This window comes from Rossellomorea yichunensis, from assembly GCF_032337515.1.
GTDB classification, from domain to species: Bacteria; Bacillota; Bacilli; order Bacillales; family Bacillaceae_B; genus Rossellomorea; species Rossellomorea yichunensis.
Map to the genome: position 1 here is coordinate 156,381 of NZ_JAVYAD010000005.1, position 16,681 is coordinate 173,061.

Sequence of the window (16,681 nt, forward strand, 5' to 3'; positions counted from 1 at the left end):
CCTTTCTACACTATTTCAGTGGAATAACACGTTTGCTCTCTGCACTTTCTTTACAAGCTTCAATGATTTTGATCACCTGTAAAGCATCCTCCGGTTTCACGGCAAGAGGGATGTTTTCCCTTAAGGTTCCGTATATCCCCAGATAGAATTGAGTATAATCCCCCTTTTCAGAAGGAATGACTTCTGAGGTCACTTCTTCACCAGATAGTGTTGTAAGAATACCCCAGTTTTCCTCGTCTTCCATTCCCCACTCTTCACCAAGAGGATTTTTCCCTGCTTTTAAATCATCTTCCTGACGATCCATTCCGTGCTTCACATAGCTACCCTGTAATCCATGAACCTGATAGCGTGGTCCGGGATCAAGGACTATAGAACGGGAGTATAATTGTACTCTCAATACGTCATACCCGAGGGTAATGTGGAAATAGTCTTCCGCTTTCTCCGGATTTCGCTGCGGGAACACATCTGCCTGCACCCATTTTGGTGTTCCAAACAGTGTGAGTGCTTGATCAAGGAGGTGAGAACCCAAATCATATAAAACGCCGGCTCCCTCAATTTTATTTTCTTTCCAACGATCTTTAATAATCGGACGGAAACGGTCGAAGTGGGCTTCATATGTATAGACTTGTCCTAAAGCATCTTCTGTAAGTAATTTTTGGATGGTTAAAAAGTCGGCATCCCAACGGCGGTTATGGAATACGGAAAGATGCAAGCCTCTCTCTTTGGCTAAAGCTAACAGTTCTTCCCCTTCCACACTATTCGTCACAAATGGCTTCTCTACCACTACATGTTTATCAGCAAGTAATGACTGCTTAATCATTCTGTAGTGAAGATGGTTTGGCGTTGTGATCACAACTAATTCAATGTCTTGTTGAAGTAAATCCTCAAGGGATGAAACCACAGTCGCACCCTCAATGTCCTTCAGCACTTTCTCTTCATCAGAAGAAAGCACCGCTTCGATATGAAATTCCTCCAAGCGGGAAAGTAACGGGCGATGAAAGCTTTGTCCTGAAAAACCGTATCCTACTAATCCAACGTTAATCGGTTGCATAAATGTCACCTTTTTCTTTCAAAATGTATTCCCATATTATCATGTACAAGTTCAGACGAAAAATGATTCGTTTTACAATTGATTGATGTTTTGTATAAAATAATGAAAAAAGGAGGTTAACAGCATGCAATCAATCAAAAACAAAGAAACCTTTGAAGATTTAATCAGTTCAGCAGAGCCGGTGATCGTGAAATTCCACGCTGACTGGTGTCCTGACTGCCGTCGTATGGATATGTTCATTGATGAGATCATGGAAGAGTTCGATCAATATAAATGGTACGACATCAATAAAGACGAAATTCCTGAAATCGCCGAAAAGTATGACGTCATGGGCATCCCAAGCCTGCTTGTCTACAAAGACGGCGAAAAAATCGCTCACCTGCACAGTGCCAACGCCAAAACACCCGAACAAGTAACAGAATTCCTAAGCGCACTATAATCCAGAGGTCCGTCCCCGTTTATGCAGAGGGACGGACCTTGTTATTTGGTTTTCCACCGTTTTCTGACCGATTCGTCGATCAATAAATATTCCCTTTTCCATCCACATAAACCGTTTGAATAATCGTTCTCTGAAATTCATTTCCTTCGTGAGTCTCCCCTTCTATATCGATGGTGATGTTATGGACTCCTTCTTCAAATTCAGCAAGGGGCAGAGAAGATAGATCTTCAGTTGTAATGAGGGTGGTTTGATTTTTGTTTCCGCTCTTCGTCGGGATATGATGAATGGTATATGTTTTCTTTACAGGTTTGTCGTGTGCATTCCATGGACCCATTAAAGATTCTCCATCCCCCGCAAACTGATTCCACGCTTTACTATTTCCTGTATGAAACAGAATGCTTAACATGTATTTTTCACTTTGACTATTATATGCCTTCATTTCCCATTCCCCTAAAAGCGGCTTTGAAATGATAATGGAATGATGATAAGCACCAGGGAAAAAGCCTGTCGCATCTTCCGTAACCATGAACTGTTTATACACCTGCCCGTCAGGACTAATGAGCTCATAGGTCGTAGCCTGTTGATCGCTGATCCAGTCCACGGAGATTTTCTCCACCTCTTCCTCCACTGAAAAGCTCTCCACTCCAACGCCCGCAAATACCCCGCCTCTATGGAGGACCGATGTTTCTCCCTCATATGCAAGTCCGCTCATGGTAGCATATGATACCTCATGTACCTGTTCCGTTAAGAGATCCTTCAAATAAGGGAAAATCTCCCCACCTTCTTTTATCGTCGTATGAGACCAGTCTTGGACACCCACCTCTATCCCATAAGGAAGGCGTGAACTAGTTACCAGCACCGCCCCATCACTTTGTCCAAATCGGCTTAAGTATAACCCGCCCCAATACAATGCAGAATTCATCCCACCCCATCCTGTACCACCGAATGTATAGAATGGAATGGCTTTTGCAAGTTCAAGTTCATCCGTCTGGGAACGGAAAGATTTCATATATCCCGTTTGCAAGGAGAACACGGCATTATCTTTACTTTTTAAAGCATCGGTTAACCAGCCGGCCCATTTACTATAGGCAAGGTCTGCAAGCTCTGATCCATGATGAGGGGACGAAAGAGTGATGACCCTCTCTACATATGGTCCGGCACCATAATGAACCAATGCTGTTTGAACATCGATCCCTCCTTTACTATGGCCCACAACCACTACCTTCCTCTTAAAATGGTCATAAATCTCACGAAGCTTTTTCTCTAAAAGCTGCCCATTTTTCCACATATCTTCGTCTGGATGCAAATCAATAAAAACGGCTTGGTGTCCATATTTCCGCGAAAATTCCTGTAGATCATTTTCTCTTATCCACGTGTCTGACGAGGCATGAATCCCATGAATAAATAAAATCGGATATCCCTCCGATCCTTCTGCCATTTCATCGACAAACCACCTGCCCGGTATTCCCGACGCATTCTGAATCCCATCCATTTTCTCATGCAATTTCTTTACCTCCCTTAAGATACCCTATCTTCATTATCGTTTAGAAGAATCAAAATATCAGTAGGAATGATAAATATAGGAATAAAGTTACAACTTCCATGTTCGTATCTTATGTTTCATAATCCGTCTTCACAAAAAGAAGACGAATGAAAAAAGCCAGGCACGTTCAAGCGCCTGGCTTTTCTCGTCTATCTATCTTCCACCGCAAATGCAGGGATCGGGTCTTTAAATTTTGTCCAATCCCCTGCCATTTCTTTTTCTGTTAACAAGCAGCTATCTAATGACTCCTCTATTTCTTTCCTGTTCATCCCAAGACCGATAAATACGATTTCGTTCATTCGGTCCCCATAAACAGGATCCCATTTCTCAGCTAATTCCACTTCTTCAGCGAGGATTTCCTTTCTCTCATTTTCAGGATAAGCAGCTACCCATTCCCCTGCCCCCTGAATGATGATCGATGGACCTGCCTGGGATAATAAGCCCGTCATGTCGTTTCGGGTCGGCAGCCAAAAGAACCCCTTTGCACGCACGATGTCAACCGGCCACTCCTCCATCCATGTCATAAAACGTTCAGGGTGAAAGGGCTTGTTACGCCGATACACAAAAGAAGAGATTCCATATTCTTCAGTCTCGGGTGTGTGTTCTTCTTGTAATTCTTTTATCCACCCGGCTGCCTGGCTGGCTTTCTCAAAATCAAATAATTGGGTGTTCAGTACTTGATCCAATGAAATGTTGGAATGTGAAGCTTCAAAGATTCTAGCTTCCGGGTTCAACTTATGAAGGACAGCTTTTAATTCTATTACATCCACTTCTTCCACTAAGTCTACTTTATTTAAAACAATCACATTCGCAAACTCTATTTGATCAATCAGTAAATCCACTACTTCCCTTGTGTCCCCTTCGTCTGTTGCCTGCTTTCGATCCAGCAGAGTTTCACCACTTGCAAAATCATGCCAGAATCGGTTGGCATCTACAACCGTCACCATCGTATCCAGTCTTGTGTTTATCGTTAGATCAATATGCATCTCTTCATCCATATATGTGAATGTTTGAGCTACGGGAATCGGTTCCGAGATTCCGGTAGACTCAATCACAATATAATCAATATTCCCCTGATCGACCAATCGCTGTACTTCTATCATTAAATCTTCTCTCAAGGTGCAGCAAATACAGCCATTTTGAAGCTCGACTAATTTTTCTTCAGTTCTGGTAAATCCGCCACTCTTCACGAGGGACGCATCGATATTCACTTCACTCATATCATTCACAATAACCGCTATTCGCTTATCTTCCCGATTATGTAAAATATGATTTAACAACGTTGTCTTGCCTGATCCTAAATAACCGCTTAATACTGTTACTGGTACTTTCATGATAAACATTCATCTCCTTTTAAATATCGTAATCATTACGATTTAAATTGTATGATTTACTATTCTTTCTGCTGCTTTCCTTGCACCGGAAATATTACGTGAGACCGGCCCGATTTCCAACTCAGCCAGGGGCCCTGTCACAAATAAATGATTACACCATGACAAGTCTTCTTTCACTACCGGAAACCCACATTTCGCACACGTTAACTTTTCCTCTTGAATGAGTTTTTGCAGCCAGTCCACCTTCAAGACCTCTTTTGAAAATCCGGTGGCAAATAGGATGGTTTTTGCTTTTACAATCGACTTTTCCTTCGTCAAATGCAGTATTATCTCATCACCTGTTACAGTCCATGATTGGACTTCATCTTGGATAAAGGTGAACGCATTGTTTCGCTTCAAATTTCTCAACTTATTTGCTAGTTCACTTGGCATAGACCCTTTATGACGGGCATGGTCAATGACCTCTCTTCTTTCTTCATACCGGGTAAGCTTTTCAAAGCCGCTCATATGCTTAGGCCCAAGCCAGCCGGGATCACTATCAAAATCGTGAACTCTATAAGGCTGCCTGGCAATTTGATATGCGTTTCCAGGATATTTTTTACTCAGCTTAATCACAAGGTGAGCAGCCGAGATTCCCCCTCCAATCACGACGATTGGGGGCTCCATGATCGGAATGGACTCAGCAAATAAATGGCCGACTTGTTTTGGTCGGGCCGCAGCGAGATCACTTCCCCACGACGGATATGCTAATTGATTATTCATTCCCGTTGCAATCACAATGTTCTTTCCAAGAAAATGGTCCAAACCACTGGTTCTCACTATCCAATCGTTCTCTCGTTTCTCAACGTGTTCTACTTTTCCCTGAAACCATGCTTTAGAGATTTCAATTTCATCTAATACTGTGGAACTGTGTTGATTAAATAGAGAAAGAGCCGGCCTCTTATATGGCCCGTAGAAATTTTCTCCTTCATCCTTCTTAAAGGATTGCAGACTAAAGGGATTTGTATCCAAATGGTGGACAAAAGGTGAACGTAAGTATGGCATATCAATTAATCCTGTCAGCCTTTTCCACTTAAAGAGGGGCTCTGGGTAAGGATCGATTACACATATTTTATGAATTGGCACCTCTTTTTTCTTCACAAGATACGTAGCCACTGTACATCCATGGATACCTCCACCGATTATGATCCAATCATACATATTATCACCACCTGATTATATCTATTAAAATTAAAATTAAAACGAAATAATTACGATTTACTCAATATAAGAGAATCCTTACTTACATAAAAGTAAGAATTTTCATCCTTTATTCAATTTTAATATAGAACTCCTCTACATATGGATTAGCAGGCGGATCTATTACTTCGAACACGGGATTCTTTAAGACCGGCATTGCCTGACCATTGAAATCCACCTTATCGATCACGCCACTCACGTTAATCCACGTATCGGGTTCAAGTTTACTCAGTCCTGAATCCCGGGCCAACAATCCATAAACAGAGGCATCTGCTACGCAGCACGTCACGGTAAAGCGGGAAATCACCAGTTCATCTTCTGCAAATCCTTCATCTTTATACACAAAGCCTGTAAGCTGAATTTCTTTTCCAACGAAATCGTCCAGCTTTTCGTCTACAATACTTAATGTCTGAATATATTGTTCATCTCTTACGACTATTTTTTCTCTTTTATTTACGATTTCTTTCAACTTGTCGAAATCCTTTTCAACGGGAAACTCATCATATGGACCGAGGGTGGGCTCAGTTGCAAACGAACTTGTTTCAGCACCCTCATCTTGATTCAACCCTTTTTGTTCACTGGATGGCGGTGTTGAAAATAGACTATTCCCTACTTTCACCCCTCTCTTAGCCGCTACGGAACTATCTAATAAGTTATCCGGCAGCAGGAACCCAACCACAATCGGAAAAATGAACAGGGCATATACCATGCTGGACCTCATGAAGCCTTTCGGCAGTTCATGACCTTCACAATCACAATGGTGTTCTTTTGCAGAAGCTGAAGAAGTCCCCCGGATGATTTGGATCGCACCCAGGATTATGAAAACCCCCAGAGCAAAATACATGTAACCATGCATTTTGGGCGCAACAAAGTTTTGCAGATTAAACGTTAAGAATAGTTTCAATACCAATAGGGCATATCCGATTAAGATGATTCCCCGGATGAATGTATGGAACTGTATGGATGGTTTCATACCTCTCGCCTCCTTTATACAAATAATTGGACTATCAATGTACATGTATACACAACAATCGTCACGACCCCAATAAAGATCAGGACAAATTTTTTATTAAAGTATGCAAGCATCAATAAAGTATTCTTGAAATCAATCATAGGTCCATATACTAGAAATGCCAATATGGACGATGCGGAAAATATACTGCCGAACGACGATGCCACGAATGCATCAGCCTCCGAACATAATGAAATAATATAGGCAAACCCCATCATGACTGCCGGTGCCAGTACCTCATTCGTCCCTATCCCCACTAACAGTTCTCTATCAAGATATGTCTGGAATCCTGCTGCAACGAATGCTCCAATGATAAGATATTTACCCATGTCAAAAAATTCATCACTTGCATGTACAATCGTCTGCATTAGTTTATTGGAAGAGTGATCATGATGATGCCCGTGATCATGCTCTTTCTGTATAAGCGGGTTTCTCTTTCCATAAAACCTGTACAATAGTGCCCCGATGATCAAGGCTGCTATTAAAGCAATCCCCATCCTGCCCCAAACAACCGTCATATTATTTTGGAACGCATAATAAGTAGAAGCAAATACAATCGGATTTAAAATAGGTGCCGTAACCATGACGACAATCGCTAGATGAGCAGGCATCCCTTTTTTAATTAACCTCCTGGCCACTGGTACAATGGCACACTCACAAACAGGAAGCAACGCCCCCACTACAGCTGCAGGAAAGAGAGCCAGATATGGGAACCTCTTCGGAATGATTCTTTGTAATAGACTCTCAGAAACAAATACTTGAATAAGTGCGGATGCGAAGACACCAATTAAGATAAAAGGGATCGCTTCTAACAAGATACTCAGGAATATCGTAATGACATTCACCATCGAAGAAGTAAGAAACTCGTCAGGGATATAATCTTTTACCCAATCTCCCGCTAAAAAAAGAACAATAAATAACATGAATAATACTATCCCTGTCATCTCTTGACTAAAGTTCCTCAAAGAATTCATTCATTTACGTTTCCTTTCTAAAGTTTTAATCGTAATCATTTCGTTTTATATTATAACTTATTCTTGTCCCAAAAAACTATGCTAAATTATTTTTTAATCTTTCTTTAACATTTCTATTTGTGCATAACCTTTTGTTAATCTTCAAAAACTACTATTGAATCGAGTAGAATGGAGGAAATGAAATGACGAAAAAGAACAACAAAGGCAGCGAAAACCAAAATTCACCTAAGCGCGGAACGACGGAGTTTGCTAAAGAAATTACGAGTGGAGACAATAGTAAGGGGAATAAGCATAATAAAGACCAACGTAATAAAACGAAATGACAAAAACCTGCCCGATGGAAGATCGGGCAGGTTTTTGTTATGATTCAGCTGGTACTCTTACTCATCATCACCAGTAATCCTCACCGCGGCCGTATTATTTTGAATATAAGTGGGCGGTGCCGGATCAACTTCTTTTTCATTACTTCCATAAAATCTTTCATTCAATTCCATGTTTGCTTCTGTAGTGGATGTTCTTTCATTCTGCTTCTTCATGTCGTCACCCTTTCGCTATTAGAGTATCGGATTGCAAATGAAATATACGCTCATTATTCTCTGAAAAATGGACAAACTAACCAATGAAAATAGAATATAAGGAGGACATAAGTGATGGATTCTAATCGTGTAAAACAGATTTTATCTTCTTCAGCGGATATTGAAGTAAAATATAAAGATGCATCCGTTTGGATTGACTCTGTTCATGAAGATGGAAAAACAGCCGTTGTTCATCTTCGTGGACCTTTAGAAGAACGTTCTGAAGTAAGTGTTTCAGATTTAGAAGAAGCATAATCGGAAAAAAGACCATGCATTCCATCCCAAAAAGAGGGACAAGCATGGTCTAATCTCAATTAAGCTTATTTCTTATCTTTGATTTTCCCTTTATTCTTCAATAATTCAAAGATCATTTTCGCTTGATCTGTGTTATCGATCATGCCAGAGAATTTCTCTTTTTGAGGACCAAATGCATACACAGGAACGTCATCTCCTGTATGTCCATCCGTTGTCCAGCCAGTACCTGAACGTTTGTCGAAGATTTTTTCGATGGCATTATCGATTTCGGTTTGATCGCCTTTTTCTGCTTCTTCTTTCACAGAAGCGATTTCCTCTTCCGTCAGCTCAAGGTCGATATTTTCAGCTAATGTTTCTTCCACTGATGCACCATTTACAATTTGTTCTGCCATAAAGTCAGGAGTGCGTTTTGCAGCTTGAATCGGTGCCGGATCCCAATTGTATTCACCGTCTGCACCAATCGAGATTCCCCCTGTAGAGTGGTCTGCTGTAACAACTACCAATGTTTCACCATTTTCTTTCGCGAAATCTCTTACTTCTTCAAGTGCCATCTCAAAGTCTCTCATTTCACTCATAGCCCCGACAACATCATTATCGTGACCAGCCCAGTCAATTTGACTGCCTTCCACCATCAGGAAGAATCCGTCCTTGTCACCTTTTAAACGGTCGAGTGCAGATGTCGTCATATCCGCTAAGCTTGGCTGTTCTTCATCACGGTCGATCATCTTGTCCATTCCGACTTCAGAGAAAAGACCAAGAACTTGTTTGTTGTCATCATTTTTAAGTTCTTCAGCGGATTTCACATAGCTGTATCCATCCTCTTGGAACTGCTTGGCAAGATTTCGGTCATCACGTTCGAAGAAGTCCGTCCCTCCGCCCAGCATGACATCAATCTTATGTTCACCGTTAATCATTTCATCATAATAGTCATCCGCAATCGCATTTTCGCTTTTACGCTGCTCTTCATGGGCTCCATAAGAGGCTGGAGTCGCATGGGTGATTTCTGATGTCGCTACAATTCCTGTAGACATACCGTTTTCTTTCGCCTGTTCTAATACGGTTTTAACGTCGGTTTTATCATTATCGACTGCTATCGCATTATTATATGTCTTGACTCCACCGCTCATCGCCGTCGCAGCAGCTGCTGAGTCTGTTACGTTTTCTTTCTCATCCTCTGGATAAGTGGATTGTAATCCGACAAGGTAAGGATCAAATGCCGTTTTTTCCATTTCAACTGTTTCTGGATTGTCGTTCATATAGCGAAGAGCCGTTGTGTAAGGAACACCCATTCCATCACCGATCATAAAGATGACGTTCTTGGCTTTACCGTTCTTGGATTCCTTCGCTTGTGCTTCTGAATTATCTTGGTTCATCCCTATTACAGTTCCTAGAGCCAACGTTGACACAACCGCTAACGGAATAATTTTCTTCATAGAATTCTTCATTTTTCCCCTACCTCCTGTAATTTCGACTACATTTGCAGGATAAAGGGGAAATATGAAGAGTCATTTGCAAAAGTACTACAGTAGTGTAAAGCTTCTGTAAAATGAAGAAAAACAGGTATTAAGTCACCTGTTTTTCATTAATAAATCTATCCAGTTCATAGTCAATAATACCTCATCTACTCTCTAATCAGAGGGAGCGTACAACAACGGAATGATCCGCCTGACTTGATGATTTCGGATAAATCAAGTTCGATTACGTCAAAACCCTTCGATCTTATTCGTTCATTCAAGTCTTGGTTTTGAGTAAGACTGATGATTTTTTCATTACCGATTGCTAATACATTGGGGCCCATTTGAAACTGTTCGTCGTCCGTGACAGTGATGATATTATAATGTTTCTTGATTGTTTCAAGATCCTCTTTTGTAAAGGCCGGTGGATATACAAGTGCCCATTCCTTTGAAATGATCGTAAATACACAATCTAAATGGAGGACACCTTCTTTTAATGGCAACTCATGAACGGTAAATTGGGGGAGCTGATTTCGTAAGGATTGGATGGCCAATTGGTTCGTCCGTCCACTCACCCCGATCCAAATATTCTGCTCATCAACGAGCACATCCCCTCCTTCAATGGAATGGAGAAGTTCATTATAAGGCACTTCATTGGTTTCCAGCCATTTCTTCAGCGTTTTCACTTCGCCCCGCCTGACATTGGTATTCATCGATGCAACGAAGAACTGATCATGAATCGTGAACCCGATGTCCCTTGTGAAGACTTGTTCATTAAACTCTGGTAATGGCTGCAGGTGAATGACTTCTGAACCGTTTTTCTCTAACGTATCAACAAAGTTTTTATGCTGCAGAACCGCTTTTTCTATATTGATATTTTCCTTTAGGAAATGCTTTTGAGTCTCATTTATGATTTCATTTATTTGCATATTTTCAGGTGAAACAACGACCACTTTCTTTAACTTTCCATACTCATTGGCACAATGTGTTTTTGGATTTGGAACCAACGGGGAATTTAAACTCATCTTTACACCCTCCATTTGTCTACTCTTAAAAACTGCTATTCCCTGTTATTATGCTGATAAAACTTCCTTTTTATAATTTATGCTGAAGAAGCCTAAACAGGCACGACGGGCATCCTGTAATTAAGAAATAAGGGCATTTGTCCAGACGAAAAAGGCATGCATCCGCACACCTCCTTCCATTAATGAACCATCCTGTCATGATCCTTCCAGTATTCTTTTCGGATCAAAACCTTTTGGATTTTTCCTGAAGCGGTCTTAGGTAACTCCTTTGCAAACGTAATACTTTTCGGAGCTTTGAAGTGGGCAAGCTTTTCTCTGCTGAATTCGATAAGCTCCTCTTCCGTTAAGCTGTGACCCTCCCTGATAACAACGACTGCATGGGGCACTTCACCCCAACGCTCATGGGGGATGGCTACCACCGCTGCTTCGAGGACACTGTCATGTTCATAGAGAGCCCCCTCTACTTCAATAGAAGAGATGTTTTCTCCGCCGCTTATGATGACGTCTTTCATCCGGTCGACAATTTCTATGAAGCCATCCCCGTCAACGGTCGCCATGTCACCTGTATGGAGCCATCCATCTCGAATGGCTTGATTGGTGGCTTCAGGGTTTTTGTAATATCCTTCCATCACTGTATTCGTTCTGGTAACGATTTCTCCAATCGCTTTCCCGTTACGGGGCACTTCGTTTCCGACCTCATCCACTACTTTCACCTTGCTGCCGATCATACTGTATCCGGCTTTCGCCTTTAACCGGTACTTTTCTTCCTTTGGTCTGTCCTGTTCTGAAGATCTCAGGATGGACGTAGTGATGAGTGGAGAGATTTCTGTCATTCCGTACACCTGGATGAACTCCCATTTCAGATCCTCTTCCACCTTTCGGACAAAGGCTGGTGGAGGGGCTGAGCCCGCAATGACAACCCTTACATTTCGAGAGATAGTCCGCTCCCTGTCCGGATAGTTTTCCAGAAGCATATTCAGAACCGTCGGCGCCATATGCATAACCGTTACGTCATGTTTCTCGACTTTATCTAAAATCGTCTCCGGTTCTACCTTTCTGAGCATCACCTGGGTCGCACCGTTGGCAGTATAGTAAAAGGGCGACCCCCATCCGTTCACATGGAACATTGGCAGCACGTGAAGCAAAGTGTCCTGATCGGAAACACGCAAATGATGCATGGAGGATAGGGCATGCAGATAATTTGATCGGTGTGTGAGGAGCACTCCCTTCGGATCCCCTGTCGTTCCACTTGTATATAATAATGAAGCGATATCGGTTTCTTCCAGGTCTACGCGATCGAAAGCTTCGCTGCTGAATGAGCCGCGCCACTCGTCATAGCCGGGATATCCATCTCTGGAATCACCATGGATCACAATATGCTTCAAATTCGGCACCTTAGACAAAATCGGCTGCACCAGAGGATAAAGTTCCTCATCAACAAATAATGCTTTGCTCTCGCTATGTGTCAGGATAAATTGATAATCCGCAGGTTTTAAGCGCGTATTAAGCGGGGTCATGATCCCTCCTGCACCATAGACTCCATAGAACCCTTCCAGCATCTCGGTTGTATTCGGAGCCAGATACGCAACCTTGTCCCCTTTTTCAATCCCCAATTCCATTAGTCCTCTAGACAGTTGATTCACACGGGCATTCAGCTGCTTATATGTCAAACGCTTCACATCGTCAATAATCGCAACTTTTTCTCCATATTGCTCGACTGCCCGATCTAAAAAATCCGTTAACACTAAAGGTACATGCATATGTACAACCCATCCCTTCTGTTGGTTAATGACTATTTATATTCATTATTTTAGCAGATTCAGGAGTAGATTGGGAATATTCTGAAATTTTATATGGAGGTACTGATTTTATAGGGGTCAGTATTTTGCTGAAAGATTTTCTAACCAAAAAGCATGATGACACATTGGTCATCATGCTTTTTGAGTTAGCGGCCTCTTCTATTTGAAGAGGATTTGCCTTGGCTGTTTCTTTTTGCGCTGGAGTCGCTTCTTCTTGATTTGCCGGAATCACTTGGTCTGGATTGTCTGCCTCTTGAGGAACTGGCTGAGTCTCCTCCACGTGGGGATGATGATTCTTCCCTTCTCGATCGACGACTGCGTGAAGAGTCACCACCTTCACTGTTACGAGACCGACCTCCCCGTGGAGACCTTGCTTTTCGCTCTTTATTCGCTTGGATATTCTTTTCACGTCTATCCTTCGCACTTTCATTTGATCCCTTATGGACATTGGCGGTTTCCTTAGAAGGAGCGACCTCCACGACACGACGAGGCAATGAACGGCCTATGCCGTTTTCAATCATTTCCAGATCCTGCTTGTCCTTTAGTGCAACAAAGGTGATGGCAAGCCCATCTTTTCCGGCACGTCCCGTACGTCCGATTCTGTGAATATAGCTTTCCACATCTTGAGGGATATCATAGTTGAATACATGAGTGACTCCTTCAACGTCAAGACCACGAGCAGCCACGTCGGTCGCGATAAGAAGCTGAAGTTTCGCTTCTCTGAACTTCTTCATTACTCCTTCTCTTTTCGCTTGAGATAAGTCACCGTGCAGTTCATCCACCAGGAATCCTCTCGTTTTCAGATCTCCCAGCAGCTTGCTGACCCTTCTTTTCGTTCTGCAGAAAATGATGCCTAAAAACGGCTGAACGTCATGAATTGTTTGACTAAGGGCATCTAATTTCTGGCGATCCGTCGTTTCCACGATTTCCTGCTGGATTTCCTGCACAATTTTTTCTTTTTCGCGAATTTGTACATTATGTGGATTGTTCATATAGCGCTTTCCGATCTTACGGATATCCTTTGACATCGTCGCAGAGAATAGCGCGGTTTGACGGGTGAACGGCGTCTCGCGAATGATTGACTCGACTTCATCAAAAAATCCGATATGGAGCATTTGATCTGCCTCATCCAACACTAAAAACGATACATTCGAAAAGTCCACAGTCTCCCGGCGAACGTGATCAAGCAATCGTCCAGGAGTTCCAATCACGATATGAATCGCCTTATTCTTCAGTCGCTTAATTTGCTTCTCGACATCCTGGCCACCGTACACAGCTAATACATGTATGTCATCTTCAGTAGAAGAAAGAATCTGATTTAATTCAGCAGTTACTTGAATCGCGAGCTCTCTCGTCGGAGTCACAATAAGAGATTGGATCTCATCTCTCGTTGGATCAATTTTGGCAAGCATAGGCAAAAGGAATGCCATCGTTTTCCCCGTTCCGGTCTGTGCCTGTCCAATCACGTCTTCACCATTTAATAGTACAGGGATGGTTTCACTCTGAATCGGTGTTGGCTCTGAAATGGATTGTTCTTTTAACGCATTCACGTACTTAGGCTCAATTCCTAAGGATGTAAAATCATTCAATGGGGTCACCTCTTTGTACCCCATTATACCTTTAATCGTCTTTAGAAAATAGGGCTCTATGTTATAATGGGAAAATCGTAAATGAAATGAGGAGTAATAATGCTGACATATGAAGATAAATTAACCATAATCGAAGAGTTCCCTGAACTTTCACGGAAGGACGTTTCACTGAATCGGGTGAATTTCCACTTTGAAGAAAGTCTTTATGAAAAGACGACTGTGGTGTACCATCTTCATCCGAACGGAAACGGTTTTGTTTATACGGGAGGGCTTCCCGATTATGAAGCCAATAAAAAAGGTCTCGTGAATATCCGTGATTTTTCTGGTGAAAAACTGCGCGAAATTATCCGGGCTTCCATTGATCATTTGGCAACGGAAGAAGAAATCGTGCCTCCTGTGGAACAGATGTGGAAAGATGCTGAAGGACATTCCCTCATGTTGATCGAAGAGGATGACCGCTGGAATATTTATGCCGGCGATAACCTGGAAGACAGCTTTGGCGGGTATGATGAAGCAGCGTTGTATTTACGTGAGGAAGGGTTTCGCAGACGCTGATAAGAGGTCTATTTTCATGTGCAATACTAGAAAAAATGGCCAAGCTGTAAATTTGAATTCACTGAGGAGTGTTGATAAATGAAAGTATTAGCCCTTTTAGGAAGTACGCGAAAAAACGGCAACTCAGAATACCTTACAAAAAAAATCGTAGAAGGAACCGACCACACTGTCGTATCTCTTACGGACCTGCATATTGAACCGATCGAAGACTTAAGACACTCTGAAGGTGGATTCTCTCCTGTCGATGATGATTACGAAAAACTGGTCCAATTAATAGAAGAGCATGACGTATTACTATTTGCTACACCTCTTTATTGGTACGGAATGAGCGGTCCCATGAAAAACTTCTTTGACCGATGGAGTCAGTACCTGCGCGATGAGCGCTTTAACTTAAAAGAAGAGCTTACGAAGAAAAAAGCATATGTAGTGATAACCGGTGGAAGCTCAGCAAAGATTAAAGGCCTGCCCCTGGTACAGCAGTTCAATTATATTTTTGAATTCGTCCATATGGAATTTGCAGACTATATGATTGGTGCCGGAGTGAAGCCTGGAGAGATTGTGAATGACATAGCAGCACTTGAAAAAGCTGAGCGGTGGAATGCGTTATTTAAATGAGATGATCCCTTTTAAGGGGTCATCTTTTTTTAAATTCTACACTGATAAGGAAATATCACCATGATTCTACAATTTCCACAAAAAAAGATGACCACAGTCATCCCTTCTCTCTACTATCCTTGCAGTCTTCCCAATATCGTCGTCAATGTCTGATCCAATCTCTCCAACTCTTCCCCATCCATCTCTAATCGCTCGAGCAACCGAGCCGGAACACAAGCTGCTTTTTCTTTCATGGCTATTCCTTTTTTTGTAAGAGTTATCACGACGCTCCGTTCATCTTCAACAGATCGGTGACGCTCGACGAGTCCGTTCGATTCCATTCTTTTCAGCATCGGAGTTAACGTTCCCGAGTCCAAGAACAATTTCCGCCCCAATTCTTTTACAGATACCGTTCCATCTTCCCAAAGCACTAACAATGCAAGGTATTGCGGATAAGTCACACCGATTTCTTCAAGTAGCCCTCGATATAACTTGGTAATCTCCCGCTCTGCTGTATAGATCTTAAAACATATTTGATTCTCTAATAATAATGGATCTTTCATACATGTGTATTCCTTTCTTGAACATACTAACCTGAGATCATCATACAAAAAAAGATATCAATTATCAAATTTAATTGTGCAAAATTTAATTGTTGACAATTAAAAACAAAGCCGTTAATATTAATTTTGTAATATTGAATTTTGCACAATCAAAAAAAAAAAAAAAACAATTGAGGAGTGAATGAAATGGAAGCATTATACACAGCAAAAGCAACAGCAACAGGTGGACGCGCAGGAAAAGTAACAAGCAGTGACGGAGTATTGGACGTCGGATTGGCGATGCCTAAATCACTTGGGGGTTCTGGAGCAGAAGGGTCAACGAATCCTGAACAATTGTTCGCAGCTGGATATGCGGCTTGCTTCGATAGCGCTCTTAACTTAGTGGCTCGTCAAGAAAAGAAAAAGATTGAATCGAAAGTGGCAGCTGAAGTTTCCCTTGGAAAAGATACAGATGGTGGATTCAAACTCGGCGTTGTGTTAACAGTAGCAGTAAAGGGTGTTGAATTAGATGAAGCGAAGCAATTAGTCGAAAAGGCACACGGAGTTTGCCCGTATTCTAAAGCAACGAGTGGGAATATCGATGTTGAATTAAATACTGAATTATTATAAATAATCGTGGGTAGGCAGTTAACTGCCTATCCATTTTTTAACAACCGAACATTTGTTCTTGTTTTATTCCA

At 41.9% G+C, this 16,681-nt stretch carries 18 protein-coding genes; 6 read left to right on the plus strand and 12 right to left on the minus strand.

Features of this window, described 5'->3' with window-relative positions:
- Positions 1 to 10: 10 nt before the first annotated feature.
- Positions 11 to 1,051, minus strand: coding sequence for an oxidoreductase (locus RSX31_RS14820; RefSeq protein ID WP_315635021.1), 1,041 nt, complete (start codon positions 1,049 to 1,051; stop codon positions 11 to 13).
- A gap of 124 nt (positions 1,052 to 1,175) precedes the next feature.
- Between RSX31_RS14820 and RSX31_RS14825 the strand changes: the two genes are divergently transcribed.
- The gene (locus tag RSX31_RS14825; RefSeq protein ID WP_282138478.1) at positions 1,176 to 1,490 is read left to right on the plus strand and encodes a thioredoxin family protein; all 315 of its coding nucleotides are present in this window, start codon (positions 1,176 to 1,178) and stop codon (positions 1,488 to 1,490) included.
- A 79-nt stretch (positions 1,491 to 1,569) separates the two neighbouring features.
- Here the strand turns inward: RSX31_RS14825 and RSX31_RS14830 are convergent, their stop codons facing one another.
- The 5 genes from RSX31_RS14830 to RSX31_RS14850 form a co-directional block, all read right to left on the minus strand.
- Positions 1,570 to 2,994 carry an esterase/lipase family protein gene (locus RSX31_RS14830; RefSeq protein ID WP_315635022.1) on the minus strand — a complete coding sequence of 475 codons (1,425 nt, stop codon included), beginning with the start codon at positions 2,992 to 2,994 and terminating at the stop codon, positions 1,570 to 1,572.
- 188 nt (positions 2,995 to 3,182) lie between these two features.
- Complete coding sequence (locus tag RSX31_RS14835; protein WP_315635023.1) at positions 3,183 to 4,367, minus strand: GTP-binding protein; 1,185 nt, start codon at positions 4,365 to 4,367, stop codon at positions 3,183 to 3,185.
- A gap of 42 nt (positions 4,368 to 4,409) precedes the next feature.
- A complete protein-coding gene (locus tag RSX31_RS14840) occupies positions 4,410 to 5,567 on the minus strand; it encodes an FAD-dependent oxidoreductase (protein WP_315635024.1) in 1,158 nt (385 codons plus the stop codon).
- Positions 5,568 to 5,676: 109 nt separating this feature from the next.
- Positions 5,677 to 6,579 (minus strand): TIGR03943 family putative permease subunit, encoded by a 903-nt coding sequence (locus RSX31_RS14845; RefSeq protein ID WP_315635025.1) that lies wholly within the window; start codon positions 6,577 to 6,579, stop codon positions 5,677 to 5,679.
- Positions 6,580 to 6,593: 14 nt separating this feature from the next.
- Positions 6,594 to 7,592 (minus strand): permease, encoded by a 999-nt coding sequence (locus RSX31_RS14850; protein WP_315635026.1) that lies wholly within the window; start codon positions 7,590 to 7,592, stop codon positions 6,594 to 6,596.
- A gap of 182 nt (positions 7,593 to 7,774) precedes the next feature.
- Here RSX31_RS14850 and RSX31_RS14855 point away from each other — a divergent pair, with 182 nt between their 5' ends.
- Positions 7,775 to 7,915, plus strand: a complete 141-nt coding sequence (locus RSX31_RS14855) for a hypothetical protein (RefSeq protein ID WP_187443387.1) — start codon at positions 7,775 to 7,777, stop codon at positions 7,913 to 7,915.
- A gap of 57 nt (positions 7,916 to 7,972) precedes the next feature.
- Here the strand turns inward: RSX31_RS14855 and RSX31_RS14860 are convergent, their stop codons facing one another.
- Positions 7,973 to 8,128 carry a hypothetical protein gene (locus RSX31_RS14860; protein WP_187443631.1) on the minus strand — a complete coding sequence of 52 codons (156 nt, stop codon included), beginning with the start codon at positions 8,126 to 8,128 and terminating at the stop codon, positions 7,973 to 7,975.
- Positions 8,129 to 8,242: 114 nt separating this feature from the next.
- Here RSX31_RS14860 and RSX31_RS14865 point away from each other — a divergent pair, with 114 nt between their 5' ends.
- Positions 8,243 to 8,422: an H-type small acid-soluble spore protein gene (locus RSX31_RS14865; protein WP_148970097.1), complete on the plus strand. Its 180-nt coding sequence runs from the start codon at positions 8,243 to 8,245 to the stop codon at positions 8,420 to 8,422.
- A 65-nt stretch (positions 8,423 to 8,487) separates the two neighbouring features.
- Here RSX31_RS14865 and RSX31_RS14870 read toward each other — a convergent pair whose 3' ends face one another.
- The 4 genes from RSX31_RS14870 to RSX31_RS14885 all read right to left on the minus strand — a co-directional run bounded on the left by RSX31_RS14870 (position 8,488) and on the right by RSX31_RS14885 (position 14,313).
- On the minus strand, positions 8,488 to 9,867 hold the full coding sequence (locus RSX31_RS14870; RefSeq protein ID WP_315635027.1) for an alkaline phosphatase: 1,380 nt from the start codon (positions 9,865 to 9,867) through the stop codon (positions 8,488 to 8,490).
- 176 nt (positions 9,868 to 10,043) lie between these two features.
- Positions 10,044 to 10,901, minus strand: a complete 858-nt coding sequence (locus RSX31_RS14875; protein WP_315635028.1) for a dimethylarginine dimethylaminohydrolase family protein — start codon at positions 10,899 to 10,901, stop codon at positions 10,044 to 10,046.
- 179 nt (positions 10,902 to 11,080) lie between these two features.
- Entirely contained in the window at positions 11,081 to 12,661 is a 1,581-nt protein-coding gene (locus RSX31_RS14880; RefSeq protein WP_315635029.1) for a long-chain-fatty-acid--CoA ligase, read from the minus strand.
- A gap of 185 nt (positions 12,662 to 12,846) precedes the next feature.
- Positions 12,847 to 14,313: a DEAD/DEAH box helicase gene (locus RSX31_RS14885; RefSeq protein WP_397548099.1), complete on the minus strand. Its 1,467-nt coding sequence runs from the start codon at positions 14,311 to 14,313 to the stop codon at positions 12,847 to 12,849.
- Between the two features lie 75 nt (positions 14,314 to 14,388).
- On the opposite strand from RSX31_RS14885, the gene RSX31_RS14890 reads away from it, so the two are divergent.
- Complete coding sequence (locus RSX31_RS14890; protein WP_148995306.1) at positions 14,389 to 14,844, plus strand: hypothetical protein; 456 nt, start codon at positions 14,389 to 14,391, stop codon at positions 14,842 to 14,844.
- 78 nt (positions 14,845 to 14,922) lie between these two features.
- A complete protein-coding gene (locus RSX31_RS14895) occupies positions 14,923 to 15,459 on the plus strand; it encodes a flavodoxin family protein (protein ID WP_148995307.1) in 537 nt (178 codons plus the stop codon).
- Between the two features lie 113 nt (positions 15,460 to 15,572).
- Here the strand turns inward: RSX31_RS14895 and RSX31_RS14900 are convergent, their stop codons facing one another.
- Positions 15,573 to 16,001, minus strand: coding sequence for a MarR family winged helix-turn-helix transcriptional regulator (locus tag RSX31_RS14900; RefSeq protein ID WP_148995308.1), 429 nt, complete (start codon positions 15,999 to 16,001; stop codon positions 15,573 to 15,575).
- Between the two features lie 186 nt (positions 16,002 to 16,187).
- On the opposite strand from RSX31_RS14900, the gene RSX31_RS14905 reads away from it, so the two are divergent.
- Entirely contained in the window at positions 16,188 to 16,610 is a 423-nt protein-coding gene (locus RSX31_RS14905; RefSeq protein WP_148995309.1) for an organic hydroperoxide resistance protein, read from the plus strand.
- Positions 16,611 to 16,681: the final 71 nt, after the last annotated feature.